Below are 23,122 nucleotides of genomic sequence, written 5' to 3'. Positions count from 1 at the left end.
TACCCGCCCCCGCCCGGGGTGTCCGCCCCACCGCAGGGCCCGCCGCCCCAGGCCCCGCCCCCGCAGCAGCCGACCACGGCCTGGGGCCGCACCGGCTACGGCCGCCACACCTGACCGGCAGCCGCACGCGACGCACACGTTGACCCTCACGCGACGTGATGCCGCATAGTCGGCCGCGTGGAAAAGCACCTGACCGTGGGACGGGTCGCCGGTCTCGCCGGCGTCACCGTCCGCACCCTGCACCACTACGACGAGATCGGCCTCGTCCGCCCCTCCGCGCGCACCGCCGCGGGGTACAGGGCGTACGCCGCGCACGACGTGGAGCGGCTGCGGGAGGTGCTCGCCTACCGGCGGCTGGGCTTCGGGCTGCGGGAGATCGCGGCGCTCGTCGACGACCCGGCCACCGACGCGGTCGCGCATCTGCGCCGCCTGCGGAGGCTGCTGCTGGCGCGGCGGGACCACGCGGCGGCGACGGTCGCGGCCATCGACAGGGAACTGGAGGCACGGGCCATGGGGATCAGGACGACGCCGGAGGAGCAGCTGAAGGTGTTCGGGGCCCAGCTGTACGAGCGGATCGGCTCCGACTATCCGGCGACCCGGCGCACGGAGCCGCGGATCGCCGCGAAGGTGTGGGAGGCCCTGGGTGACGCCCGGACGGTGCTGAACGTGGGGGCCGGGACCGGTTCGTACGAGCCCCCCGACCGTGCGGTCACGGCGGTGGAGCCGTCGGCGGTGATGCGGGCGCAGCGGCCGGCGGGGGCGGCGCCGTGTGTGGCGGCGTCGGCGGAGGAGCTGCCGTTCGAGGACCAGAGCTTCGATGCCGCGATGGCGTTCAGCACCGTCCACCACTGGGCGGATCCGATCGCGGGGCTGCGGGAGATGAAGCGGGTGGCGCGGCGGGTGGTCGTGTTCACGTACGACGCGTGTGATCCGGGGCGCACGGAGCGGTTCTGGCTGACGCGGGACTATCTGCCGGAGTTCGGGGAGCTGCTGGTGGACTGGCCGTCGCTGGCGGATCTGACGGCGGCGGTCGGGGGGAGCGCGGAGCCGGTGCTGATTCCGTGGGACTGCGCGGACGGGTTCTTCGAGGCGTACTGGCGGCGGCCGGAGGCGTATCTGGAGGAGCACGTCCGGCGGGCGGTGTCGGTGTGGACGCGGGTCGGGCCGCGGGCGGAGCGGCGGGCGGTGGAGGCGCTGCGGGACGATCTGGCGTCGGGGCGCTGGGCGGAGCGCAACCGGGACCTGACGGCACTGGGCGCGGCGGAGCTGGGGCTGCGGCTGATCGTGGCGTAGGGAATACGTCCGGGTCCGGGACTCGTTGCCCCGGACATGACGATCATCCGCTATCTCGGCGGCCCCACCGCCGTCCTGGAGTACGGCGGGAAGCGCCTGCTCACGGATCCCACGTTCGACGCCCCCGGCGACTACCCGATCGGTGACCGCAAGCTGGCGAAGACCGCCGGACCCGCGCGGTCCGCCGCGGAGGTCGGAGCGGTGGACGCGGTGCTGCTGTCGCACGACCAGCACCCGGACAATCTGGACAGGGCGGGGCGTTCGTACGCGCTGGACGCCCCGCTGGTCCTGTCGACGGCCTCCGCCCGCGAGCGGCTGGGGGATCCGGTGCGGGTGCTGGCGAACTGGGACTCGTACGACCTCGACGGCGTACGGATCACCGGCGTCCCGGCGCAGCACGGCCCCGACGGCAGCGAGCCCCTGGTGGGCGAGGTCACGGGGTTCGTCCTGGAGGCGGCGGGCCGGCCGACGGTGTACGTGAGCGGCGACAACGCGTCCCTCGACGTCGTACGGGCGATCGCCGACCGCTTCCCCGCGATCGACGTGGCCGTCCTCTTCGCGGGCGCGGCCCGCACCCCCCTGGTGGGCGACGCGGACCTCACGCTGTCCAGCCCGGCGGCGGCGGAGGCGGCGGGCATCCTGGGCGCGGCGCACATCGTCCCCCTGCACTTCGAACACTGGGCCCACTTCACCCAGACCCGCCCGACCCTCGCCCCGGCGTTCGAGGCGGCGGGGCTGACCTCCCGGCTCCGTCTGCTGGAGCCGGGAGGGGAGTTCACGCTCTGAGCCCGCGGGGGCGCGCGCGGCACCCCCGCGGACCGGGGTCAGAGCTCGTACACCGCTCAGTCCCGGCCGAGGAGTCCGTCCATCTTCTCGATCTCGGCGGTCTGCGAGGTGACGATCCGCCCGGCCAGCTCCGTGGCCGGGGTGTAGGCGCCGGTGGACTTCTCCGTACGGGCCATCGTCACCGCGCCGTCGTGGTGACGGATCATCAGGTCGAGGAAGGCCTGGTCGAACGCCTCCCCCTCGGCCTTCTCCAGCGCCTCCAGCTCGGCCGGGTTCATCATGCCGCGGGTCTCACCGCCGTGCTCCATGGAGCCCATGTCGTGGTCCATGGCGCCCTCCGGCACCTCGACGCCCCAGGCGGTCAGCCAGCCGGACATCGTCTCGATCTCCGGCCCCTGCGCCTTCTGGATCTCCGCGGCGAGGGCCTTGACCTCGGCGGACTGTGCGTGGTCGGCGGCCAGTGCGGCCATCCGCACCGCCTGGCGGTGGTGGGGGATCATCGCCTGGGCGAAGGCGATGTCGGCGTCGTTGTGCTTCCCCGGCTTCGCCTTCTTCCCCACGGTGGCGGTGGCCGCCACGGACGGCGAGTCGTCGGTGGCCGCGGCGCGGTCGTCGCCGCCGCAGGCGGTCAGCGCCAGGGCGAGGGCGCCGGTGGCGACGGCGGCGGCGGTACGGCGGATCAGGTACGTCTTCATCTGCTGCAACTCCTTGCGAAACGCAGCCCGCGCACGGGCATGCGCTGATACGGGAACGAGAACGCGCGAAGGCACCGGCACCGCTCGGCGGATCTGCCGATGCGGGCCGCTCTATATCCGCAGGAGTTGCAGCTCGGCGAGGTCGGGCGGCGCCCGCCCCCACACGTCGGTCGTGCCCTCGCCCCGTACACCGGCGACCGGGACGGCCGGAGGATCGAGGGCGCCCCGCAGCGCGGGCGGCGTGTACGGCGACCCGACACCGGCCGCCGCGCAGGTCCCGTCGGCGTGATGCACGCGCCCGGCGTCCCCGGTCACGTACGGGCAGGCCGCCGCGGCCTCGTGCCCCATGACCACCGCGTGCCCCTCACCGGCGTGCGCCGCGGAAACCGGCCCGACGGCCAGCCCGTGCATCCCCAGCACCCCGGCGACCAGGGCCAGCACCACGAGCCAACGCCCACCGGGGCGCCGGCGCGGGAACCGCACGGCGAAGGTCACGGCCCCCATGCTACGAGCTCCGGGATCGTCCCGCCGGGCCGGACCCGCGTCGGCGGGGGGATCCGCGGCGTGAGCCCCCCGCCCCCGCTTCCTCCGGGCTCAGTCCCGGATGTAGTCCCGCAGCGGCGCCGGCTTCAGCCCCGCCGCCCCGGCCGCGTCCAGCACCCGGCGCAGGTCCTGCTCCAGCCCGCCGGTGAAGTGCAGCAGGATGATGTCCCCGGCCTTCAGCTCGGGCATCGCCGGGGTCTCGGTCCAGGTCGTCAGGTCGTGCGTCCAGCCGACGACCGCCTTCGCGCCGCAGGCGCGGGCCACGGTCCGCGTCGTCTCGTCCCAGAACCCGAACGGCGGGCGCATCAGCCGCGGACTGTCCCCGAACTCCGCGAGGTCGGCGTCGCGCGCGCCGCAGATCTGGGCGCGCTGACCGGCCTCGTCGAGCTGCCTGAGGTCGGGGTGGTCGACGGTGTGGTTCTCGACGCGGGAGGGCCCCTGGTCGAGGAACTGGTGGAAGTAGCCCGCGTCGTACGAGTACGCGCCCGGCAGCAGGAACAGCGAGGCGGGGACGTGCCGCTCGAGCAGCAGCTTCGCGGCGGCGGCGTCGTGCGTCCAGCCGTCGTCGATGGTGATGAAGACGACCGGGGCCTTGGTCTCGACCCGGGTGATCACCGGGGCGGGTTCCGGCCAGCCGGCCCCGGCGGCGTCCGCGGGGCCCGTGAGGACACCGAGGAGCGCGAGGGGGACGAGGGAGGTGAACGCGGCGCGCAGGGCGTGGCGACGTATCAGCATGGCGCCAACATTGGCCTAGACCAACGGAGGTGTCAACGGCACCCGTTCACCGCCCGGCCGCTCCCTCAGTTGGCCTCGGTGCGGGTCGCGGAGACGACGGCGCAGTCGGTGGGAATGTCCGAGGACCCGTCCTCGCCGCGGTAGCCGAAGCCGCCGCCCACCGGGACCTGCGCGGTCTCGTGCGCGGCGACGAGGTAGCCGCTGACCGAGCCGTCGGCCGTCGCCTCGCCGTCCGAGCTGCGGAAGCCCACCTGGACGTCGTACGTGTAGTCCGTGCCGGTGGCGTTCCTGATGACGACGGTGCCGGACGCCTGGTCGGTCGAATGATCGTCGTGGCAGTCCTTCACCTTCACGTCGCTCTTCGCCTGGTGCGACCGCGGCGTGGTGCGGGAGCCGCCGGTGGTGGAGCCGCTGGTGCCGTAGTCGTCGTTCGAGCCGTTGTAGTGCGAGCCGGAGGAGCCGGAGCCCGAGTTGTCGTCGTCGCAGCTGCCACCGTGCGAACGCCGGGCTCCGGTGAGCGTGATGAGTACGATCCCGGCGATCGCGACGGCACGGACATGGCGCATCTTCATGTAGGAATCCCCCGGTACAACTACGCCCGGACAGGGCGGAGTTCAGACGCTGTCTGTTGACGAGCGCCCGAAACTATACCGATGGTCTTCACATCTGCAAGCCGGTCCTCAGCCCGCCCCGACGGCCTCCAGCAGAAGGTGCAGGTCGCGTACGGCCTCCACGCCGGAGACCACCGCGAGGGCGGGCAGGGCCACCGCGACGGCGGTGAGAACGGGCCGCCGCACGGGCCGCGGCGCGAGAAGCGCCGCCACCCTCCGCGGTACGGGCCCGGCCCCCCGCAGCCCGCGGATCCCGAGCGCGAGCCCCCGCGTGTGACGCGCCGCCAGCGCCGCCTTCCCGACCGCGCGCGCGACCCGCACCCGGTCCCCCGTCACCGCGGCGGCGCTCTCGTCCGCCCACCGCTCGACGGTGTAGCCGACGGCCGCCGCGAGGGGCCGCAGGAACGGGTTGGCGGCGGCGCCGAGCTGGGCCAGGGCCACGAAGGCGTAGTGGTGACCGGTCAGATGGGCCCGCTCGTGCGCCAGCAGCACGGCGTGCTCGGAGGCGTCCAGGGTGCGCAGCATCCCGGTGGAGACCACGACGCGCCCCGGCAGCCCGGGGAGCGCGAAGGCGTCGGGGGTCTCGTCCTCGACGACGACCAGCCCGTCCCGTACCGGCAGGCACGCGGCCTCCAGCGCGGCGGCGGCCAGCGTACGGGCCCGCCGCCACAGCATCCGCGCGGCCATCACCACGGCGCCGCCCAGCCCCAGCCCGGCGAGCAGCGAGACGGACAGCTCGGCGGGACTGTCCCGCTGCGCCATCGGCGCCGACCAGTGCCCGAGGTCCGCCAGCCACGGAAGCCGGAGCAGCCCCGCGACGGCGAGCAACCCCAGCGACACGGTCCCGGCGGCCCCCAGGATCACGGCCGACGCCGTGAGCAGCCAGGTCGCCAGCCGCGGCTCGCACCGCTCCGCCACGTACCGCGCCCCGAACGGCGCCAGCACGGACAGCAGCAGCGGCAGATAGACGGCGACGCGCATCAGACGTCCGGCCCGAGCAGCTCGCGCAGCAGCTCCGCGTCTCCGTCGGACAGCCCGTCGGCGAACCGCGTGAGCACGGCCCGCCGGTCCGACCGCTCCTCGAGCACGGACGTCATCCGCCGCGCGGCGAAGCCGGGGTCGTCGGTGACGGGGGCGTAGGCGTACGCCCGGCCGCGGCGGGTGCGGGTGAGGAGCTGCTTGGCGTGCATGCGGGTGAGGATCGTCACCACCGTGCTGTACGCCGGCTCCCCGCCCAGGCGCTCGGCGACCTCGCCGGGCGTGAGCGCGCCCTCGGCCCGCTGGAGCAGACCGAGGATCTCGGCCTCGCGCGCGCCGTTGGGCAGCTTCCGTCCCTGGTCGGTCATGGGGTTTGCCGTTCCCTCCCACGTTCTTCTACAGTCGTGTAGAACTTCTACGGCGGTGTAAAAACTCCGCCGCTTTCCCCGAGTGTGCCACGCGCCCGCCCAGCAGGAAGAGACACCGGATGAGTGCCATCAGCATCGGCCAGGCCGCCGTCCTCGGCGTCGTCGAGGGAGTGACGGAGTTCCTGCCGGTCTCCTCCACCGGCCATCTGAAGATCACCGAGGGCCTGATGGGCATCCCGGTCGACGACACCTCGGTGGTCGGCTTCACGGCCGTGATCCAGGTCGGGGCGATCGCGGCGGTGCTCGTCTACTTCTTCAGGGACATCGTGCGGATCGTCTCCGCCTGGTTCCGGGGCGTCGCCCATCGCGAGGAGCGCCACCACCACGACTACAAGTTCGCCTGGTGGGTCATCTACGCGACCATCCCGATCGTCGTGGTCGGCCTCGCCGCGAAGCCGCTGATCGAGGGCCCGCTGGCCTCCCTGTGGGTGGTCGCCGGCTCGCTCCTCGTCGGCAGCGGTCTGATGTGGGCCGCCGACCAGATGGGCCGCCACAAGCGCGGGGAGGACGACACCACGCTGAAGGACGCCATGCTGGTCGGCAGCTCGCAGATCCTCGCGCTGCTCTTCCCCGGCTTCTCCCGCTCCGGCGCCACGATGTCGACGGCGCTCATCCTCGACCTGGACCGGGTCGCCGCCACCCGCCTCTCCTTCTTCCTCGGCATCCCCGCTCTGACGGGCGCGGGCCTGTACGAGCTGAAGGACGCCGTGGGTGCCGGGGTGGGCGCGGCGCCGCTGGTGGTGGGGACCGCGATGTCGTTCGTCGTCGCGTACGCCTCGATCGCGTGGCTGCTGAAGTACGTCGCGAAGCACTCGTTCAACGCCTTCGTGATCTACCGGGTCGCGATCGCGGTGCTGCTGTTCGGGCTGCTGGCCACGGGTACGGTCGACGCCTGAGTCCGGTCAGTCCCTCTCGTACGCCGGGCGGCCGGTGACGCGGTACGTCTGGATCGTGAGCCCCTTCGGCGTGGACCGCAGGTCGCCCGCCTCGAGCCCGAGGTCGGGGCCGTCGGCGGGGAAGAGGCGGGTGCCCCGTCCGACGACCACGGGGTAGGTCAGCAGCACGATCTCGTCGACCAGCCGCCGCGCGAGCAGCCACCGGATCAGCGTCCCGCTCCCCCAGACCTGAAGCTCGCCGCCTCCCGAGGCCCGCAGCTCCCCGACGGCCCCTTCGACATCACCGCTCAGCACGGTCGTCCCCGCCCACGCCGGCTCACCGAGGGTGTTCGACGCGACGTACTTGGGCCGCGCGTTCAGGGCGTCCCCGACGGGATTCCCCGGCTCCATGCCGGCGCCCCACGAGCCGGCGAAGATCTCGTACGTCCGCCGGCCGAGGAGGAACGCGTCCGCCCGCCGGAAGGTGTCCCCGATGAACGCGGACGCCTCGTCGTCGAGCAGCGGCGGCCCCCATCCGTACCGCTCGAACCCGGGGTCGTCGACGTGGCCGCCCGCGTCGATGCGGCGGTGGCCCTGGGTGACTCCGTCCAGGGAGATGTTGGTGACGGTGGTGAGCTTCATGCTCGTTCCTCTCGGCGGGCGTTCACGACCAGGTGGTGTCCTGGTCCGCGTCGATGCAGTACCCCTTGAAGGTGCTCGCGCCACCTGGCTTCGGGATCACGCAGGCCTGGACGGAGAAGTCGCCGTCCGGGACCTTGATCATCCTCGTGAAGACGTCGTAGTGATAAGCGATGACGGCGGAGCGCTCGGCCCCACCGGTCACCTTCACCGTAACCATGTCCCCTTTGTGGCCCCTCTTGGCGGTCCCCCACACCGCGTGGCAGTCCTCGCTGTATCGGATCCGAAGATCAGCCGGGTTGTCGGGGGGAATGAACGTCCCGGACTCGGCCCCCGCACAGCCCTCGGTCTTCGGGTTCTTGTCGTCGCACGCGTCCCCCGGACACGCCGGCTCCTCGAGCCACGACCGCACCGCGACGTCCCCGAGCGGGCTCGCCACCGCGGCCACGATCGCCCCGGCGACGGCCACCGCGTACGCCAGTGCCGCGGGACCGCTGAGCCATTTGCTGCGCCGCGTCGAAGGGTCGGTCGCCGTGCTGGAACCGGTGCTGTTCGTGCTCATGTGGTTCGCCTTGCTCGCGGGGTCCCGCCGGGACCGTTTCCTGTCGCGCCGGAGGAGCGGCACAGCGAGCGCTTACCGGCCGACAACAGCGCGCCCCACCAGCGTCTTTGACACACGCAACGACAACACCGCCGCCAGGAAACGGGTGATCACCACCGGAAGGGGCCAATACCACCTCACTACCCCCGCGTGAATATGTTTATCGAATATTCAGACCGGACGCCGACCCCGAAGCTACGCTGCGCTCTCAAGTCACGCGGCGATTGGCGCCGTTGCGCGCGACCTGGGGCGGGAGTGTGATGGCGGGTTTACCGGCGGTCCGGGTTTCTGCCGGACACGACCTGCTGTCGGGCGCCCTCGCCGCCTGCGCCCGTGAGCGGTACTCCGGGCGGGTCCTGGTCGTCGGCACCCCCGGCGGCGTGCTGCATCTGCGGGACGGGCTGGTCGTGGCGGCGGAGAGCCCGGGCGCACCGGGGCCCGAGGCGCTGCTGCTGCGGTCGGGACGGATCGACGCCGGCGTGTGGGACGCGGTGCTGCGGGAGTCCGGCGGGGCGCGGCCGCCGTGGGCGATGCTGGTCGCGCGCGGGGCGCTGGGGGCGGCGCAGCTGCGGGTGATGTGCCTGATGGCGATGCGGGACGCGGTGTTCGCGATGACCGTGGGGCAGGTCGACGGCGTCGGCCACGACCCCGGCGGTGAGCCGTCCGCGCCGGTGGAGCCCGGTGAGCTCCCGGCACGGCTGCTGCAGGACGCGGCGCGCAAGATCCGTGCGCTCGCCGCGCTGCCGTACCCCGTCGTGCCGTGGCGCGAGCGGCCCCGGCCGGCCGGCGGCGTGGCCGTGCTGGGGGTGCTGCGGCGGGAGATCGTCCGGCACGCCGACGGCCGGCGCACCGCGCGGGACCTCGCCTTCCTCGTGGGCCGCGGCGTGTACCCGGTGACCGTCGAGATCGCGCGGATGCTCGCCGACGGGGTCCTGGCGCAGGACGTCGCGCCCGCCCCGATCCCGGTGCGGGCGGCGGCGTACGAACTGCGCCCGCGCGAGGCCCCGGACGTGGGGGAACGCACGCCCGACCGCCGGGACGGCCTGCCCCGCAGACAGCCCGGGGCCGGTGCCCCGGGGTGGAAAGGGTTCTTCCGGTTACGCCACGGGGGACCAGCTCAGCACAGCCGGCAGCCACGGGACACGTAGCAGGAGAGGCGAACAGGGGACCATGAATCACGAGGCCTTGGCCACGGAACTGCGCGATCTGCGCCAGCAGGTCAGCGGCATTACGGATACGGCACTCGCCGCCTCCGACGGACTCCTCATCGCGGCGGACACCGCCAACTCGATCGAGCCCGAGGGCCTGGCCGCGATGGCGGCCGCGAGCGTGGGCCTGGCGCGGCGCACCAGCGTGGCGACGGCCAGGGGCCGCTTCCGCCGCACCGTGACCTACGGGGCGCACGGCTGCGCCGCGTACTACGCCGTCGGCGACACCGCGCTGATGGTCGTCCTCGGCGACGAGGGCATGGACGTCGACCGGCTCAACGCGGTGTCCGGCCCGATCGTCGAACGTATCGGATCCATACTCACCGACTCCGCCGGCAAGCCGGCCACAGCAAAGGGCGCATGACGCAATGGCGACACAGAAACCGTCCCGCAACTTCTCCGCCGAGGTCACCGGCCTCGTCAAGACCCTGCGGTCCGAGGCCCCCGACTGCCTCGCCGCCGGTGTGGTCGACATGGCCACCGGCATGCTGCTCGCCTACGAGACCGTCGACACCCACCCGCCGGAGGTCCTGGACCTGCTGGCGGGGGCGACCCTGGACCTGTTCCAGGGCCGCACCGTCGTGATGATCGAGGACGTCTTCAAGGAGCGCCGCGGAGTCACCGGCGACCAGCACTACTTCCAGGAGATCCTGGTCAACAGCGACAACCTCACCCACCTGTTCGTCCGGATGACGGAGCAGCAGGACGTGGTGGCGGTGATCGTCTGCCGCAAGTCCGTGAACGTCGGCATGCTCTTCGCCCAGGCCCGCCGGGTGATCAAGGACCACCGGCTGTGACGCCGGCCCGGTGACGGTCCGCCCGCCGGACCGTCACCGGCTCACCTTCTCGGCCAGCTCCCGCACCCCCCGCAGGAACCCCGCGGCCACCCGCGCCGCCTCCGCCACGCCCTCGGCGATCCGCGGATCCCGTACGTCCGGCAGCAGTTCACGTACCGCGTCCGCGGTCCCGGCGGCCATGAGCGCCTCCGCCCTGGCCTCGTCCACGCCCCGCAGCGCGCGGGACGACGCGGCGTCCCGGGGCCGCAGGAAGTGCCAGTACGCCGGCGGCGGCATCGGCCCGCCGAGCAGCGCGAACGGCCCCCGCCGGGCGCTCGCGAACCCCGGCACCGACCACAGCCGCGACCGGTCCTCCCCGTCGCAGAAGCTGATCGGCCGGAAGTCCGCGACCACCCCCTGGGCCCCGCCCTCCGGCATCCGCAGCACACCCCACGGCCGCAGCACCCCGTCCGCGGTGGCGGCCTCGGCACGGCGGCCGTCGGTGCCCTCCACCGTGTACGCACACGGCACCTGTACGCGCGTACAGCTGACGCGGAATCCCGCGAGCCCGTCCCGGTGGCCGAGCGGGGAGCCGTGGGCGGCCTCGGGGAGGCGGGCCAGACTCAGCCGGTCGCTGTCCCAGATGTGGCCGGCCGGGGGGCCGCCGGCGAAGAAGTCGGGGAGACCGGGCTCGCCCCGCTCACCGGTGTCGGGATCGAACTCCGCCCAGCCCTTGTCTGCGTTGCGCTCGTGGTGGAGCTCGGAGGACCAGAAGCGCTGTCCGTCGGACAGTTGCTGGGCGAAGCCGCCGAGGCCGTACCGTTCACCGCGCCGGAGAACTCGGGTGCCGTCGAACAGCCCCGCACCGTCGATGGTGGCGAACTGGTACCCGAGCGGGCCGTAGAGGCTGCCTATGGCGTCCCCGTGGTCGCTGCGCGACAGCGCGAACGTCTCCTCCGGGGCATCCGACCAGTAACCCGTGCCGGGCCCGTACTCCTCCTCCCGCCAGCTCACCAGGAACGCCCCGTCGATGTAGCGCACTGTCGGCGGCTGTGCGTCCTCCGGGATCTCGATCGCGCTCTCCGCCACCCGCCGCCCCGGCTCGATCGCGATGGCCCGCGTCCGCGACGCGACCGTCAGCCCCGGCCAGACCGCCCCCACGGTCAGCTCACGCGGCTCGCACGCCCCGTCCGCGCAGAGCTCCGCCACCGCCTCGTCCAGCTCCGGCCACCCCAGCTCGCACGGCAGCCCGCCGCGCAGCGTCCGCGCCAGCGCCCCGGCGGGGCTGAGCCGGGCCAACTCCTCCGGCGCCCAGTCGAGTACGGCGAGGGTGGCCTCGTCGAGCAGATGCCCGAGCTCGGTCAGCGAGTCCCCGGCGCGGGCCAGCCCGCCGCCGCGTATGTCGGCGAGATGCCCCCGTACGCGCTCGGCGACCCGCTCGTCCAGCTCGGGGGTGCCCTGCCACAGCGTGAGGGCCGAACCGCTGTGGCGGCGGAAGGAACCGCCGCCGGAGACCCGCTCGTACAGATCCGCCTCCAGCCGCCGTCCGTACACGGGGTGGGCGGCGAGCAGGCGCAGGTCACGGCGGGCGTCGGCCTGGGCGGGGATCTTCAGGGTGCCGAAGCCCTCGGCTATCCGGATGTCCAGCTCCAGACAGATGTCCATGAGCTGGGCGTCGCGGCTGGCGTAGGTGTACCGCGACTCGTGCAGGACGACCGGCTTCTCCGCCCGCAGCCGGGGCGCGAGCGCCCGTACGACATCGAGCAGTTCCCCGGGCAGCGGCTGCCTCGTCACGCCGCCCCCGGAGGCGCGCGTGTAGTTGTACTGCTTCGTGTACGAGGACACCCACCCGGCGACCCCGCCCACCGGCACGACCCGCCCCTCGGCCACGGCATCCACCGCCCCGGCGGCCAGCAGCAGCCGCAGCCACGCCCCGCCGTCGGTGGCCCCCTCCGGAAACAGCCCCACCAGCCGCTCCAGCACCGCCTGCTCGACGGCCTGCCCGTCCTTCACGTACGCGGCGAAGGGCTTCACGGCCTCGTCGAAGAACCCGTCCGAAGCCTCCCGCCCCGACCGCTCACCGAGCACCCGCCCCAGGACCCGTATGTCCTCCCCGACCCCGGCCCCCGCGGCCTTCCCCAACGTCCGCAGCCGCCGCGCCAGATCGGGCGGCGGCGCGGCCCCGCCCTGGGCGCGCGCCACGGAGAACTCCCCGAACTCCGCGTAGGCCTCGAGCGCTCCCAACTCAGCCCTCAACCACCGCACATGACCGGCGATCTCCTTCCCCGGAAACCGCCCCGCCCGCGCCCGCTTCCGGGCCTCGTCCAGCACCGCGTCAGTCATACGACCATCCTGGCATCCGGGACCGACAACCCGGCGCGTCGCAGCCACCACGGAGCGTGACCGCGTGTGATCATTTAGCCGCTCTGCGTAACCATCGCCTACGGAAGGATCACCACGATGTTCAAGCGCGTCATCGCCGCGGCCGGAGGCATCGCTCTCGCCCTCGCCGGCGCCCTGGGCGGTGCGGTGGCCACAGCACCGGCCGCGTCCGCCTCCCCGATGTCCTGCTTCTTCCGCGTGCTGGAGTCGAACCCGGAAGCCGATCTCGACCTGGTCGAGGCCGCCTGCCTGGTCGGCTCGGTGGGCGGCCCGGAAGCCGTGCATCTGTGCTACTCCGAACTGCGCGGCCTCTACGTCCCGGCCGTCGTCGCCATGGAAGCCTGCCGAGCCGCGGCGGACTGACCCCCACACCCGGGCCTTCGGGACCACGGTCCCGAAGGCCCGGCAGCTCAGTCGGACGACCGCAGGAACCAGTGCCGCGCCGACACCACCCACCACCCCGCCGCGAACCCGAGCACCGCCACCACCGCGACCGGAGCGTAGTTGAACGTCTCCGTCGTGACCGGCGACAGCTGCGGCAGCATGAACAGCACGGTGATCAGCACCACCCACACCACCGCCACCACCCCGATCGGCCGGCTCCAACGCCCGAGATGCCACGGCCCGCGCTCGAAGCGATCGCCCTGACGCAGGCGCAGAACGGTGGGGATGACGTACGAGATGTACAGCCCGATCACCGCGATCGACGTCACCGCCGCGTAGGCCGTGTAGTTGTACAGATACGGCAGCCCGAGCACCAGCGCCCCGCCCGCCGCCAGCCACACCGCGTTGACGGGCGTACGGGTCCGCGGACTGACCTGACTCCAGAACCGCGAGTACGGCAGCGCCCCGTCCCGCGAGAACGCGTAGATCATCCGGCTGTTGGCCGTCACCGACGCCATCCCGCAGAACAACTGCGCCCCGATGATCACCAACAGCATCGCCTTCCCCGCCGTCGCCCCCAGCGCGTCCAGCAGAATCTGCGCGGGCGGCGCGCCCGTCGCGGACCCCCGCGCCCCCTCGTAACTCTGGATCGCGAAGGTGAACCCCAGCAGCAGCACGAACCCCGCGACCCACGACGTCCAGATCGACCGGACGATCCCGCGCGGCCCGGACACCGCCGCCGTATGCGTCTCCTCCGTCATGTGCGCGGACGCGTCGTACCCGGTGAAGGTGTACTGCGCCATCAGCAGCCCGATGAGCACCACGTACAGCCCGCTCCCGAAGCCCGTCTCGTTGACGAACCCGGTGAAGACGAACGACGCCGACTGATGCGAGTCCGGCGTGAAGGCGAGCGCCCCGACGATCACCACGACCCCGATAACGTGCCACCACACGCTGATGCTGTTGAGGAGCCCGATGATGCGGACGCCGAAGGTGTTGAGCGCCCCGTGCAGCAGCAGGATCGCGGCGAAGAGGAGGATCGTCCGCTCCGGGGTGACCGTGAAGCCCCACTGCAGATTGAGGTACGCGCCGAGGAAGGACGCCGCCCCGAAGTCGATGCCGGCGGTGACGGCGACCTGCCCGAGGACGTTGAACCACCCCGTGAACCACGCCCAGGCCGCCGCCTGCCGGGGCGGCGCGAGCCGGCGGGCCCAGTAGTAGAGCCCGGCGGAGGTCGGAAACGCGGAGCAGACCTCCGCCATCGCGAGCCCGACGAACAGCGTCATCAGACCGACGCCCAACCAGCCCCACGTGATGACGGCGGGTCCGCCGGTGGTCATGCCGAAGCCGTAGAGGGTCATGCAGCCGGAGAGCACCGAGATGATCGTGAACGACACGGCGTAGTTGCCGAACGCCGACATCCGGCGGGCCAGGACCTGGGTGTAGCCGAGCTGCCGCAGCCGCTCCTCGTCGGAGACGGCTGCGGCAGCGGGCGGTTCGGAGGTGTCGTGTGCTGTCATGCCCCCAGCAATGCCCATGCCGGAGGTGTGACATGCGTCACGCAGCTCAGAGGGGTGCGGTCATGCGGGGCCCCTCGTCGCGTACGTCAGAACAGTGCGACGTACGTCCAGCCGGTCGCGAGCTGCGTCTTGGACGAGAAGCCGCCCTTGCCGTCACCGTTGTTGCGGTACAGCACCCCGTTCTTGTCCCGTACGACGAGGTCCGCCTTGCCGTCCCCGGTGATGTCACCCGGCCCGACCAGCGAGGTGTACGAGCCGCCCCACCCGGAGAAGATCTTCACCCGCTCCTTGAACTGGCCCGTCCCCAGACCGGCGTACCAGTACAGGGTCCCGTCCTTGTGCCGGGTCAGGAGGTCTCCGTGGCCGTCGCCGTTGAGGTCCCCGGCGCCCGCGATGAAGTTGTACGCCGCCCAGCCCGTACGGATCTTCTTCCCGGCCGCCAGCTTCCCGTCCGACGTCCCGGCGAACAGGTAGATGTCCCCCGTCGACGACAGCCGCGCCAGCAGATCCGCCCGCCCGTCCGACGTCAGGTCACCGGGCGACGTGAGCAGGTTGTACTTCGACCACCCCGTCCCCAGGGAGGTGTTGGCGGTCGTCGGCTTCACCGCATTGCCGCACCCCGGCTTGTAGACCTTCAGCGTGTCCCCGGACCGCACCAGCACGTCGCTGCACCGGTCGTTGTTGACGTCCCCGAAGGGCACCGCCTTCACCGACGTCGACCACCCGCCCCCCGACTGCTTGCCGTACGTCGAGAACTTGCCCTTCCCGTCCGCCGGATGGAACGTCAGCTCACCGCGCGTGTTCAGCGTCAGCATGTCGCCGATGCCGTCCGCCGGCCAGCCGACCTCGCCGGCGACGTGGTCGTGCCGCACGGCCAGGCCCCCGGACAGGGTCATCGTGCCGGACTTCACGGCCGCGGCGCCCTCGCCGTCCGCCGGCTGGGCGGTGAGCGTCCAGGAGTAGCGGCCGTTGGGTACGTAGCCGCCGGTCGCCGTCCGGCCGTCCCAGCGGGTCGTGATCCGGGTGTTCGCGGTGGCGCCGCCGGTGAGCTTGCGGACCTCCTTGCCGGAGGTCAGGTTCTTCAGGCTGAGCGTCCAGGACGCGGCGGGCTTGGACAGCATCCAGGTGCCGTCCCACCAGTCCGCCTCGGTCTTCGCGGACAGCGAGGTGTCCGCCTGGGTGTCGATCACGCTCACGGGCTGCGCGGTGACGCCGGTCGGTACGACGTGCACGCGGCCGTCGTCCGCGAGGTACGCCATCGGGCCGCCGAACTTGTCGACCGTCCAGTTGACGCCCCGGACGCCGGCGTTCAGGGTCCCGACGGTCCGGGTCTCGGCCGTGCCGTCGGCGAAGTCCGTGAGCCGGAGCTCCTTCGACGTCGCGTCCCAGCGGACCAGGTAGCCGTCGGCGAGCGCGGCCTGTCCGGACGGGACGGTGATGGTCTTCCCCGTCGTACGGTCGTAGACCCCGGCCGCGGCGGTGGGCCCGCACGACCAGTACAGCCAGCGGCCGACGGCCTGGACGTCGGTGGCCACGCAGGTGGCGGCGGTGCGTACGGTGTCGGCGGTCTTCTTGGCCGGGACGTCGATCGCGTAGAGGACTCCGGGCTGGGTGCCGGTCGTCCAGAGCTTCGGGCCCCAGATGGAGGCGGGTGTGATGGCGCGTTCGATGGTCGCGTAGACGGTGCCGTCGTCGAGGTCGCCGACGTACTGGCGGGCGGGGTCGGTGCCGTTGACGACGGCGAAGCGGCCGGTGGCGTCGATGACCTCGCCCTGGGTGGAGCTGATGTAGAAGCCTCCGTTGCCCTGGGGAACGGCGGAGACGTAGCCCTCGCCGGGGCCGTAGCTCTCGGCGCTCACCAGCCGTCCGTCGCCGGTGGCCGGCATCCGGGCGGGGTCGTTGCGGACCCATTCCAGATACGTCGCGGGGCCCGCTGTCAGCTCGCCGTTCTGCGTGCTGATCCGGCGGCTGTAGTAACTGGGGGAGAAACTGGCGTCGGTCTGGTTCGTGACCAGTTCCCCCGCGGCCATGGTCAGCGCGGTGGTCTTGGACGGCACGTACGGCACGTCGCGGAAGAGCACCGGGGCCGAGCCGTCGGCGGGAACGCGGCGCAGCCCCCAGTCACCGGCGTCCGGGCCTCCCGCCGTGATCAGCGTGCCGTCGGCGGAGGTCACGAGGGTGGGCGCGGCGTGGGCCAGCACCTGGACCGGCGCGGCGCCGGTGAACGAGAGTCTGGTGAGCGGGAAGCCGTAGCCGTCGGCGGTGCGGGGCGGGTCGGGGAGGTTCCAGCCGAGCAGGAGATCCTCCCCGGCAGCACCGAGCACGGCCGTGCCCGTGTCGGCCGGGGCGGTGTAGGCCACGGTGTTCGGCTCGGCCTGCGGATCGTCCCGGGGGACCCACCGGACGCCGCGGGTGCCGGTGGCCGACCAGGCCAGCCGGGACGTGGTCAGCACGGCGTCGGTCGCACCGGTGGCAGGCGGTCCCTGGCGGAACGCACCCGTGCGCAGGTCGAGGAGCCCGAAGCGGAAGACGGACTGCGGGTCCAGATACCTGATGACCGCCTCGCGCTCGTCGGCCGCCGTGGTGTAGTAGAGGGTGCCGGCGGGCAGCCCCGCGACCTCCGCGACCAGGGCCGGTGCCTGGTCCACGTCGGCCGAGTAGAGCCGGTACACGTACGCGCCGGCGGCCCCTGACCGGGTGAGGACCCGCGTTCCGAAGGACCGGAGGAACGTCTCCCCGTCCGGCAGGGCGAAGTCGGCGCGCGCGCCGGTATCCAGGTTCACCGCCTGCAGCCGGCTCGCCGACCACCACAGGCGGGTGTCGGTGCCGGCCAGGCTGATCGCCGAGCCCGCCGTGTACTCCGTGGCCGGTACGTCCCGGACCGTCCCGTCCCACCGCGTCCACTGCGACGCGGCGGCACCTTCGAGCTGGTGCAGCACGCCCGAGGCGCCCGCGGCGGCGAACTTCACCTGCGGATGCTTGAGGCGCGGCACGTTCAGCACCAGCTCCGCCCCCGGCTCCGCGCCCTCGGCCACCGGCGTCAGGACCGGCACCCCGCACAGCACGGCGACCACCGCGGCGGCCGCGGTCGTACGTCTGATCACGTTCACTGCAAAACCCCCTCGGTATTCAGCTGATCCGCGTGTAGTTCTTCCACCGGGTCTCGGCCAGCTGACGTCGCGGGTCGAAGGCGCCCTTGTTGTCGGCGTTGAAGAGGTAGACCGCCCCCGCCGGGGTGCGGGCGATGATGTCCTGGCGGCCGTTGTTGTCCATGTCACCGCTCGCCACGATGGCGTTGAACCCGCTCCAGTTCCCGGTCCCCATCTTCGTACGGGTCGCGAACCTGCCCTTGCCCGTACCCCGGTGCAGCCACAGCTGACCCGACGAGTCACGCCCCACGATGTCCGAGCGCCCGTCACCGGAGAGATCGCCGCGTCCGGCGATCTGCGAATAGATGTTGTAGTTGGAACCGGCCTGAACACGCGCGGCCAGCTTCCCGTCGCTCTTGCCCTTGTACATCCACAACCGGCCCGCGGAGTCCCTGGCCAGCACGTCGGGCAGACCGTCGCCGGATATGTCACGGGTCGCCAGGATCTTGTTGTAGATGTTCCAGCCGGTGCCCAGGAGCGTCCGGGAGCCGTCCGCCAGGTCCGCCTGCGGGTTGGGGAGGCGGTACAGGTTGCCGCTCTTGGTCCGGGCGAGCATGTCGCCGTTGCCGTCCCCGCCCAGGTCACCGAGCTGGGTGGTGAAGTTGTACGTGTCCCAGTTGATCCACGAACCGCTGCTGTCCACGTAGCAGCCGGCGAGCTTGCCGTTCGGGTCGATGTCGCACCAGTCCACCATGTACTGCGGCTCCTGGGCCAGCACCGAACCGGGGCTCGCCGCGTACACCAGATCGACGTCCCGGCTCCACTCGACGATGGGCGCCCGGTAGTACGCGATCCGGGAGTAGAGCCGGACATTACCCTTCGCGCAGCCGGTGGCCGGGGTGGCGGAGATTCCGACGAGCTTGCCGCCGACGACGAGCGCGCCACCGGCGTCACCGAGGCACATGTCCTCGTCGGCGACCGGCGGCGCCCCCGGGGCGGGCGCGGTGCACATGGTGCCGGCCGGCAGCGCCTTGCCCAGCAGGGTGGCGCAGTCGGCGGCGCTCTTCACCACGACCGGTTCGGAGTGCTTGACCCGCGGCGCGTCCTCCATGTCGAGCCCGGCCCAGGAGTAGAACGTCCCCTTCGCCCCGGCCGCGTACAGCGTCGAGTCGGCGGACGAGGCCAGCACCGGTGCGCCCGAGACACCGGTCTGCGTGTGCGCGGCCACGCTGACGGCGGCGAGGCGGGTGGCGGAGTTGTACTGCGGGTGCGAACGGTAGGAGGGGCCGCCGGCACCGCCGGTGATCAGGCCGCTGGACAGCTGGAAGGTCCACTCGGTGTTGGCGGTGCTGCGGCCCGTGAAGCAGTCGGGCGTGGCCAGCGTACGACTGGCCGTCAGCCGGATCCCCGTACACGCCCGGTACGTGCCCGCCCCCGGGTTGTCGTAGTACATCGGCATCAGCCACGACGGCACACTCACCGCCGCCTGCGCGGTGGACGCCCCGCCGGTCAGCAGACCGGCCAGCGCCCCGCCGGCGGCCAGGGCCACGGCGGAGATCCGCCGGACACGGCGTCCGGCACGGTACGAACGGCCCACGGGCCCTCCCGGGTTGCGTAAAGGGGGCGAGGCACCGGGGGGGCGCACTCGCGGCCGACCGGTGACTGAGTCGCCGGGCCGGTGGAGCGACAGCCCGCGCGGGGCTGAAGGAGAAGTGCGGGGTGTGGGGGAAACCGGCGGGAGAGTGTGGGGACTCTCGACCGCTCCGAGCTGAGTGCGCTGATCTTAACAACGCGCACTCGCAGGGGGAAGACTCGGTGAACGCGTTCAGGAACCCTTCGGCTCACCGGGGGCCCACAACCCCGTCGCGGGGTTGTGGGCCCATCGATTCGCCGGTCAGAAGAGCGCTACGTACGTCCAGCCGGTGACGAGCTGGGTCTTGGACGAGAAGCTGCCCTTGCCGTCGCCGTTGTTGCGGTAGAGGACGCCGTTCTTGTCCCGTACGACGAGGTCCGCCTTGCCGTCGCCGGTGATGTCCCCCGGCCCGACCAGCGAGGTGTACGAGCCGCCCCACCCGGAGAAGATCTTCACCCGCTCCTTGAACTGGCCGTTCCCGAGCCCCGCGTACCAGTACAGCGTCCCGTCGGTGTGCCGGGTCAGGAGGTCACCGTGACCGTCACCGTTCAGGTCCCCGGCCCCGGCCATCAGGTTGTACGCCGCCCAACCGGTACGGATCTTCTTCCCGGCCGCGAGCTTCCCGTCCGAGGTCGCCGCGAACAGATAGATGTCACCGGTCGACGCCTGACGCGCGAGGAGATCCGCGCGGCCGTCCGAGGTCAGGTCACCGGGCGAGGTGAACAGGTTGTACTTCGACCACCCCGTCCCCAGCGACGTGTTCGCAGTGGTGGGCGTGACAGCCTTCCCGCACGCGGGCTTGTACACCTTCAGCGTGTCCCCGGACCGCACCAGCACGTCATTGCACCGGTCCCCGTTGACATCCCCAAAGGGCACAGCCTTCACCGTCGTGGCCCAGCCCGCCCCGGACACCTTCCCGGTGGTCGCAAACCCGCCCTTCCCGGTGGCCGGGTGGAACGTCAGCTCCCCCTTGGTGTTCAGCGTCAGCATGTCCCCGTACCCGTCGAGCACGAGATGATCCCGCCGCGCCGTCATGACCACCGCCGCCGCGGACTCCGCGGTCGCGCTCTGCCAGCCCGCCTTGTGCGCGGTCACCGCGACGCTCAGGCTCTTGCCCCGCAGCGAGGCCGGGACGGTGTACGTGGCCGCCGTGGCGCCGCTGATCGCGGTGCCGTTCGCCTTCCACTGGTACGTGTACGACGTGGGTCCCGCCGGCCAGGTCCCGGGCTGGGCGGTGAGCTTCGTGCCCACCTGGGCGAAGCCCTTGAGCGTCGGGCGGGCTACGTTGACGAGGGCGGCCTGGGTGACCTCGAAGGAGCCGAGGCCGTACTGGTACCCGGGCCTGACGAGGCTGACGGACCAGCTGCCGGCCGCGGCGTTCGTGAGATCCAGCTCGCCGGTGAGCTTGGTGCGGTCCGGCGAGATCGACACCGTGGTACCGACGATGGTCGTCCCGTTGGAGTAGAGCTGGACGTGGGCGTCGTCCGGCAGCGCCGTGCCCGACACGGTGACGGTCGCTTTGGTGCCGGCCGCGGCGGTGGTCGGGGTGACGCTCTTGACGGTGAGCTTCTCGGTGCCGCAGGGCTCGCTGGTGCAGAGGAAGTCAGCCCGGTAGTCGGTCTGCGAGACCTTCTCCGGCAGGCCGAGCACCAGGATGCTCGGGCTGGCGACCGAGCCGAACGGCTCACTGATGTAGCACTGGTAGCCGCCCGGCATGGAGTTGTAGCAGCCGTTGTCCAGCGACTCGTCGTACAGCGCGGGCACGGCCTTCTCGGTGCCGCCCGCGGTGTCGGTGATGTCCGTGTTGAAGCGGTCGTTGTAGTCCGTGGCCAGGCTGGCGCACACGGCGGTGTGCTGCTCGTCGAGGGTGCCGGTGAGCGGGCCGAAACCGTAGCTGATGCTCGGGACCCTGGGGCACTCTGCCACGGGGCCCGCCTCGGTCGCGATCCGCATGGCGTCGAACCGGTAGCTGCCGGGGGACTTGAGGTATGACGGGACGGTCACCAGGACCTGGTAGCTGGTGGAGCCGGTGACGGCGCAGGACCGGTTCGCGTCGCAGCGGCCCACCCCCGCGCTGTCGAAGGCCACGACGTTCGCCGCGCCCAGCGAGTCGCGGGCGTTGAGGTGCAGCACGTCACGGGCGTCGGCCGTGGTGACCTTGCGGCAGACCAGGGTGCCGGGGTCCCCGATCGGGCCGCCGGTCGAGGGTCCGCCCACGGCGGTGGCCGGGTTGGTCGCGCAGCCTTGAGCGGTGGCGGTGATGTCCCGGCGGGTGACCTGGTACGAGGCCGCCGAGTTCCGCCCCTGGTACACGATGGTGTGCGCCTGACCCGGGGTCAGCGCGCAGCCGGTCCAGCCCTGCGTGCCGCCGGAGTGCTGGCAGACCTGCTTGCCGTTGCCGTCGATCACGGAGAAGGACATCACGGCTGTCCCGGACATCGCCCGGAACTGCAGGACCTCGCGCGACGCATGCTCCGCCGGAATGCTCCCGCACCCCGCGAAGACCCCGGCGCCGGTGGTGAACGTCGCGTAGGGCGAGCCGTCGGCGAAGGTGCCCGCGGGCAGCGGTTCGCAGTCGGCGGGCGTGTCCGTACGCGCCACCCACAGCCCGTACTCACCGAGCCCGCCGTGGCTGATCAGCTTGTGCGGGGCGGCGCCGGTCAGCGCGCAGGTGCCGTAGCGCAGGTTCTCCTCGTAGCAGACCGTGGCACCGGAACCGTCGATGACCTCGTAGTTCGGCTCCGTCTCGGCGTCGTAGTCACGTACGGCGGCGATCCGGGCGCCCGGCCCCATGGACAGCTCGAGGCAGTCCCACTCGCCGGGGTTGCCGATCTCGCCGCGATACGTGCCGGCGCCGGCCTGCTCGCAGCCCGCCGTCCCGGCCGCCGGGACGAGGACGGTGCCCGCGCGGTCGAAGTACGGGTCACGCAGCAGCATGAAGCTGCCCTCGGCGGAGGGCAGGTCGCACCAGGCGATGCCCGACGGGCACAGCTTCCGGCCGTCCGCGTCGTAGACGACCGACCAGTACTCGGAGTCGACGGCAGCGTCGGCCGGCCCGACCGCGTACCGCCCGGCGTCGGGCAGGCTCAGCATCCGGCACCGGTTGGTGGTCGTCGATCCGGCAGGCGCGGTGCCGTAGGAGCCGGCCCGCACGGTGGCACACCCGCGCGGGTCGGAGAGGCTGCCGACGCGCAGGGTGTACGGGCTGTCGTCGTACGAGATCACGCGGAACGGCCCGTCGCCCTGGAGCACACAGCCGTCGCCGTCGTCCCGTACACAGACCTCGGCGCCGCTCGGGTCGACGATCCGCCGCGCCGCCTCGGAGGTCGCGAAGGAGTCGAGCCGCTCACCGGCCGATCCGGGGATCGTGCTGCAGTCCACCTGCAGCTCGGTCGCCGGGGTGATCTCGACGGCCGGGCTGTCCCAGGCGGTGTCCGCGGCGTGGCAGCCGTCGGTGCCGTCGAGGGAGGTGATCGCGAATTCGTACGGCGCCGCCTGGAAGTCCCGGCTGGTGATGTGCACCGTGTACGCGCGGGACTCGGGGAGCTCGCACCATCCGGTCGTGTTCCGCTGCGCGTAGCAGCCCGGCTCACCGCTGAGCCCGTCCACCGTGGCGGACATCTCGTAGCTCCCGGTCAGCCGCAGCACATGCCGCCCGGCCTCGGCCGTCACCGTGAAACAGTCCGCCTCGTCCGGCTCCAGCGTCCCGCGCGCGACGGCCGCCCCCGGATCCCCGAAGCCCGCGACCGCGAGCGGCGCGCACTCCTCGCCGGTGTCCTGGGCGTTCGCGACGCCCACGGGCAGCAGCGAGGCCGCCGCCGCGAGGACCCCGGCCAGCAGCAGGCCGCCCCTCCGGCGCAACCCGACCGAGAAACTCATGACCCTCCCCAATAGCAATCTGCCGTACACGGTCAAGACACATACCTCTGGCCAGAGGTTGTACGAG

Annotated in this window: 20 protein-coding genes; 7 read left to right on the top strand and 13 right to left on the bottom strand. The window is 72.3% G+C overall.

Annotated elements, in window-relative coordinates; translation table 11 throughout:
* Positions 1–177 precede the first annotated feature (177 nt).
* Both SRB5_RS30100 and SRB5_RS30095 read left to right on the top strand, forming a co-directional pair.
* Positions 178–1,293 (top strand): MerR family transcriptional regulator, encoded by a 1,116-nt coding sequence (locus SRB5_RS30100; protein ID WP_323378723.1) that lies wholly within the window; start codon positions 178–180, stop codon positions 1,291–1,293.
* Between the two features lie 36 nt (positions 1,294–1,329).
* Entirely contained in the window at positions 1,330–2,079 is a 750-nt protein-coding gene (locus SRB5_RS30095) for an MBL fold metallo-hydrolase (protein ID WP_153456624.1), read from the top strand.
* Positions 2,080–2,135: 56 nt separating this feature from the next.
* Here SRB5_RS30095 and SRB5_RS30090 read toward each other — a convergent pair whose 3' ends face one another.
* From SRB5_RS30090 to SRB5_RS30065, 6 genes are all read right to left on the bottom strand, one after another.
* The gene (locus tag SRB5_RS30090) at positions 2,136–2,774 is read right to left on the bottom strand and encodes a DUF305 domain-containing protein (RefSeq protein ID WP_153456623.1); all 639 of its coding nucleotides are present in this window, start codon (positions 2,772–2,774) and stop codon (positions 2,136–2,138) included.
* A 111-nt stretch (positions 2,775–2,885) separates the two neighbouring features.
* On the bottom strand, positions 2,886–3,278 hold the full coding sequence (locus tag SRB5_RS30085; protein WP_153456622.1) for a DUF6153 family protein: 393 nt from the start codon (positions 3,276–3,278) through the stop codon (positions 2,886–2,888).
* A gap of 90 nt (positions 3,279–3,368) precedes the next feature.
* Positions 3,369–4,052, bottom strand: a complete 684-nt coding sequence (locus SRB5_RS30080; RefSeq protein WP_153456621.1) for a polysaccharide deacetylase family protein — start codon at positions 4,050–4,052, stop codon at positions 3,369–3,371.
* Between the two features lie 65 nt (positions 4,053–4,117).
* Positions 4,118–4,624, bottom strand: coding sequence for a hypothetical protein (locus tag SRB5_RS30075; RefSeq protein WP_153456620.1), 507 nt, complete (start codon positions 4,622–4,624; stop codon positions 4,118–4,120).
* A gap of 108 nt (positions 4,625–4,732) precedes the next feature.
* Positions 4,733–5,644, bottom strand: a complete 912-nt coding sequence (locus SRB5_RS30070) for a M56 family metallopeptidase (protein WP_153456619.1) — start codon at positions 5,642–5,644, stop codon at positions 4,733–4,735.
* Positions 5,644–6,009: a BlaI/MecI/CopY family transcriptional regulator gene (locus SRB5_RS30065; RefSeq protein ID WP_153456618.1), complete on the bottom strand. Its 366-nt coding sequence runs from the start codon at positions 6,007–6,009 to the stop codon at positions 5,644–5,646. The genes SRB5_RS30070 and SRB5_RS30065 overlap by 1 nt, the downstream gene beginning before the upstream one ends.
* A gap of 119 nt (positions 6,010–6,128) precedes the next feature.
* Here SRB5_RS30065 and SRB5_RS30060 point away from each other — a divergent pair, with 119 nt between their 5' ends.
* A complete protein-coding gene (locus SRB5_RS30060) occupies positions 6,129–6,965 on the top strand; it encodes an undecaprenyl-diphosphate phosphatase (RefSeq protein WP_153456617.1) in 837 nt (278 codons plus the stop codon).
* Positions 6,966–6,971: 6 nt separating this feature from the next.
* On the opposite strand, the gene SRB5_RS30055 is transcribed toward SRB5_RS30060, so the two are convergent.
* A complete protein-coding gene (locus SRB5_RS30055; RefSeq protein WP_153456616.1) occupies positions 6,972–7,586 on the bottom strand; it encodes a dihydrofolate reductase family protein in 615 nt (204 codons plus the stop codon).
* Positions 7,587–7,608: 22 nt separating this feature from the next.
* The gene (locus tag SRB5_RS30050; RefSeq protein ID WP_228390555.1) at positions 7,609–8,145 is read right to left on the bottom strand and encodes a DUF2690 domain-containing protein; all 537 of its coding nucleotides are present in this window, start codon (positions 8,143–8,145) and stop codon (positions 7,609–7,611) included.
* A gap of 299 nt (positions 8,146–8,444) precedes the next feature.
* On the opposite strand from SRB5_RS30050, the gene SRB5_RS30045 reads away from it, so the two are divergent.
* The 3 genes from SRB5_RS30045 to SRB5_RS30035 are packed head-to-tail and all read left to right on the top strand — an operon-like array spanning position 8,445 to position 10,189.
* On the top strand, positions 8,445–9,332 hold the full coding sequence (locus SRB5_RS30045) for a MarR family transcriptional regulator (protein ID WP_153456615.1): 888 nt from the start codon (positions 8,445–8,447) through the stop codon (positions 9,330–9,332).
* A gap of 22 nt (positions 9,333–9,354) precedes the next feature.
* On the top strand, positions 9,355–9,756 hold the full coding sequence (locus tag SRB5_RS30040; protein ID WP_153456614.1) for a roadblock/LC7 domain-containing protein: 402 nt from the start codon (positions 9,355–9,357) through the stop codon (positions 9,754–9,756).
* A 4-nt stretch (positions 9,757–9,760) separates the two neighbouring features.
* On the top strand, positions 9,761–10,189 hold the full coding sequence (locus tag SRB5_RS30035; protein WP_153456613.1) for a hypothetical protein: 429 nt from the start codon (positions 9,761–9,763) through the stop codon (positions 10,187–10,189).
* Between the two features lie 33 nt (positions 10,190–10,222).
* On the opposite strand, the gene SRB5_RS30030 is transcribed toward SRB5_RS30035, so the two are convergent.
* The gene (locus tag SRB5_RS30030) at positions 10,223–12,511 is read right to left on the bottom strand and encodes a hypothetical protein (protein ID WP_153456612.1); all 2,289 of its coding nucleotides are present in this window, start codon (positions 12,509–12,511) and stop codon (positions 10,223–10,225) included.
* A 117-nt stretch (positions 12,512–12,628) separates the two neighbouring features.
* Between SRB5_RS30030 and SRB5_RS30025 the strand changes: the two genes are divergently transcribed.
* Entirely contained in the window at positions 12,629–12,913 is a 285-nt protein-coding gene (locus tag SRB5_RS30025) for a hypothetical protein (protein WP_153456611.1), read from the top strand.
* A 47-nt stretch (positions 12,914–12,960) separates the two neighbouring features.
* Here the strand turns inward: SRB5_RS30025 and SRB5_RS30020 are convergent, their stop codons facing one another.
* The 4 genes from SRB5_RS30020 to SRB5_RS36810 all read right to left on the bottom strand — a co-directional run bounded on the left by SRB5_RS30020 (position 12,961) and on the right by SRB5_RS36810 (position 23,055).
* Positions 12,961–14,454: an amino acid permease gene (locus SRB5_RS30020; protein ID WP_153456610.1), complete on the bottom strand. Its 1,494-nt coding sequence runs from the start codon at positions 14,452–14,454 to the stop codon at positions 12,961–12,963.
* Between the two features lie 86 nt (positions 14,455–14,540).
* On the bottom strand, positions 14,541–17,564 hold the full coding sequence (locus SRB5_RS37625; protein WP_153456609.1) for an FG-GAP-like repeat-containing protein: 3,024 nt from the start codon (positions 17,562–17,564) through the stop codon (positions 14,541–14,543).
* Between the two features lie 19 nt (positions 17,565–17,583).
* The gene (locus tag SRB5_RS30010) at positions 17,584–19,140 is read right to left on the bottom strand and encodes an FG-GAP-like repeat-containing protein (protein ID WP_153456608.1); all 1,557 of its coding nucleotides are present in this window, start codon (positions 19,138–19,140) and stop codon (positions 17,584–17,586) included.
* 297 nt (positions 19,141–19,437) lie between these two features.
* Positions 19,438–23,055, bottom strand: coding sequence for an FG-GAP-like repeat-containing protein (locus tag SRB5_RS36810; RefSeq protein WP_228390554.1), 3,618 nt, complete (start codon positions 23,053–23,055; stop codon positions 19,438–19,440).
* Positions 23,056–23,122 lie beyond the last annotated feature (67 nt).

Origin of the sequence: Streptomyces smaragdinus, from assembly GCF_009604385.1 — a bacterium.
Taxonomy (GTDB): domain Bacteria; phylum Actinomycetota; class Actinomycetes; order Streptomycetales; family Streptomycetaceae; genus Streptomyces; species Streptomyces smaragdinus.
Note: the sequence above shows the minus strand (reverse complement) of the source record. Positions and strands in the feature narration are given on the sequence as shown.

What these genes read in the sequence shown, in the direction of transcription:
- SRB5_RS36810 (WP_228390554.1), bottom strand. Translation starts at nt 23,055, where the DNA reads ATGAGTTTCTCGGTCGGGTTGCGCCGGAGGGGCGGCCTGCTGCTGGCC.
- SRB5_RS30040 (WP_153456614.1), top strand. Translation starts at nt 9,355, where the DNA reads ATGAATCACGAGGCCTTGGCCACGGAACTGCGCGATCTGCGCCAGCAG.
- SRB5_RS30065 (WP_153456618.1), bottom strand. Translation starts at nt 6,009, where the DNA reads ATGACCGACCAGGGACGGAAGCTGCCCAACGGCGCGCGCGAGGCCGAG.
- SRB5_RS30045 (WP_153456615.1), top strand. Translation starts at nt 8,445, where the DNA reads ATGGCGGGTTTACCGGCGGTCCGGGTTTCTGCCGGACACGACCTGCTG.
- SRB5_RS30080 (WP_153456621.1), bottom strand. Translation starts at nt 4,052, where the DNA reads ATGCTGATACGTCGCCACGCCCTGCGCGCCGCGTTCACCTCCCTCGTC.
- SRB5_RS30060 (WP_153456617.1), top strand. Translation starts at nt 6,129, where the DNA reads ATGAGTGCCATCAGCATCGGCCAGGCCGCCGTCCTCGGCGTCGTCGAG.
- SRB5_RS30075 (WP_153456620.1), bottom strand. Translation starts at nt 4,624, where the DNA reads ATGAAGATGCGCCATGTCCGTGCCGTCGCGATCGCCGGGATCGTACTC.
- SRB5_RS30035 (WP_153456613.1), top strand. Translation starts at nt 9,761, where the DNA reads ATGGCGACACAGAAACCGTCCCGCAACTTCTCCGCCGAGGTCACCGGC.
- SRB5_RS30070 (WP_153456619.1), bottom strand. Translation starts at nt 5,644, where the DNA reads ATGCGCGTCGCCGTCTATCTGCCGCTGCTGCTGTCCGTGCTGGCGCCG.
- SRB5_RS30030 (WP_153456612.1), bottom strand. Translation starts at nt 12,511, where the DNA reads ATGACTGACGCGGTGCTGGACGAGGCCCGGAAGCGGGCGCGGGCGGGG.
- SRB5_RS30055 (WP_153456616.1), bottom strand. Translation starts at nt 7,586, where the DNA reads ATGAAGCTCACCACCGTCACCAACATCTCCCTGGACGGAGTCACCCAG.
- SRB5_RS30095 (WP_153456624.1), top strand. Translation starts at nt 1,330, where the DNA reads ATGACGATCATCCGCTATCTCGGCGGCCCCACCGCCGTCCTGGAGTAC.
- SRB5_RS30020 (WP_153456610.1), bottom strand. Translation starts at nt 14,454, where the DNA reads ATGACAGCACACGACACCTCCGAACCGCCCGCTGCCGCAGCCGTCTCC.
- SRB5_RS30085 (WP_153456622.1), bottom strand. Translation starts at nt 3,278, where the DNA reads ATGGGGGCCGTGACCTTCGCCGTGCGGTTCCCGCGCCGGCGCCCCGGT.
- SRB5_RS30050 (WP_228390555.1), bottom strand. Translation starts at nt 8,145, where the DNA reads ATGAGCACGAACAGCACCGGTTCCAGCACGGCGACCGACCCTTCGACG.
- SRB5_RS30090 (WP_153456623.1), bottom strand. Translation starts at nt 2,774, where the DNA reads ATGAAGACGTACCTGATCCGCCGTACCGCCGCCGCCGTCGCCACCGGC.
- SRB5_RS30025 (WP_153456611.1), top strand. Translation starts at nt 12,629, where the DNA reads ATGTTCAAGCGCGTCATCGCCGCGGCCGGAGGCATCGCTCTCGCCCTC.